Here is a 1,709-nt window from a genome sequence, read left to right on the forward strand (position 1 = left end):
GCAATTCTCGGTTACGTGAGGTACACCCGTAGGGGCACGGCAGTGCCGTGCCCCTACACGCGACGATATAATGTTGTACCGCATCTGAATGGGAACTGCTATAGAAAAACTCTCTTATTCTCTTTTCTTTGCGCTCTTCGCGTCTAGCCTTCGGCAACGCCAAGGGCGAACGCGGTTCGTTTCATATTATTTCAATCATCATTTCCAAAACTTGAGCATGAAAATCCCAAAATAAATTATCAACAGTTAAACTTTGCACACCCGTAATTCCATCTACAGCTAAACCTGCATTCACAATTGTTTCTAAAATGTGAAACTCAACATCTGGATTTAATCCCTCAAAAATTCCCGCTTTCCATTCCGGACGCAGTAAAGAAATAGCCCCTAATAAAGCAGTCGCACCCCAATTATAAACACCACAAACAATCAGATAATCGCAACTTGTTATGCAAGCAATTCGTTCTCCATAACGAATATTTTCCTTGATAACTTCTCTGGGAATATTTCCCATCCCTATTTCATTACCACCATCTCCAATTGCTATAGAGATAAATTTTTTATTATTAAATAAAAGATGCAAAGCAGCAGTATGATCCGTTATATCTTGTCCTTTCATATTGCGGATAATTCCATCGTCGCTAGGACCAGCTCTTTCAATCGAAATTATATGAGAAACAGGCTTTTCTAGAGATGACCATAAATTTAAAATTGAAGCGATCGCATCATTTGAGTTATTTGCAACAGGTACAATATCAAAAGGAATATTCGCCGGAACTCCAGCAGCAAAAACGGCAATTTTTACTGCATGAAAACACATAGAATCTGTGACAATTCTCACAGTAATTCCAACGCGATGCAGTCCCGCAGCCAATTGAGCGCAACCTATCGGACCATCAGTTTCAGCTGCGGGTGGATTTCCATAAGGCATGAAAAAGCCGGTGATAATTGCGACATGAGGTGATGAATGTTCGGCGAGCGATCGCATTTTCATCTCCCAAATGCACCGGCGCACCATGAGATTTGGGAAAACGACTGGTAATGTCTACAGCGCGAATTGCGTCAGCAGGTAACAAAGGACGCATCGAAACCACTAACGGACTAGAAAAAACGCCGGCAGACATGCAAGAAAGGTTAGTCTTATACATCGGCACATTTTTCTTTTCCTCAATATGTCTAACGGGTACACCAGCACTCAGCAACGCGGTTTCAAAAGAGAACGAACAGCCGATTAAAAACGCGACAAAATCATCACGCCATAATTGTTTAATATCCGTAACTTCGTCTATTAATTCACCGTGACGAAAAACACGGTAGCAAGGTAAATCAGTTCTCAAATCAGATCCAGGTGCAACCATTCGCGGTTCGGCATCTCCAACCTCAGTCACATCCAGTAAAGGACAAGGTTTGGGGTTGCGGTGACAAAACAGCAGAAAGTCAAATGCGACAGACTTTGGTAAAACGACTAAATTTGCTTGCACATATCCAGACGCGAAGCCAGGAGTAGGACTTTGAAATTTACCCTGCCGACATAGTTGACGAATTTCTTTATGTGTGAATGAGTTCATGGTTGATCGCATATTGCAATCGTGCTTTAATTTTCAGACTTATACCAATTCTTTATGAAGCTGCGCTAAATAAAGCTTCAAGAATGAAGTCGTAAGAGGTGAGAGAAATAATCACTTCTGGTGTAATAGTTTCTAGTACCTCAG

The 1,709-nt window shown here is 41.6% G+C and carries 2 protein-coding genes; both read right to left on the reverse strand.

Annotated elements, in window-relative coordinates:
• Positions 1-181 precede the first annotated feature (181 nt).
• Positions 182-985, reverse strand: a complete 804-nt coding sequence (locus AABK37_RS41240) for a DUF4392 domain-containing protein (RefSeq protein ID WP_432557153.1) — start codon at positions 983-985, stop codon at positions 182-184.
• On the reverse strand, positions 900-1,565 hold the full coding sequence (locus AABK37_RS41245) for a putative hydro-lyase (protein WP_432557154.1): 666 nt from the start codon (positions 1,563-1,565) through the stop codon (positions 900-902). The genes AABK37_RS41240 and AABK37_RS41245 overlap by 86 nt, the downstream gene beginning before the upstream one ends.
• Positions 1,566-1,709: the final 144 nt, after the last annotated feature.

Source organism: Tolypothrix sp. VBCCA 56010 (assembly GCF_050875635.1).
Classification (GTDB): domain Bacteria; phylum Cyanobacteriota; class Cyanobacteriia; order Cyanobacteriales; family Nostocaceae; genus Hassallia.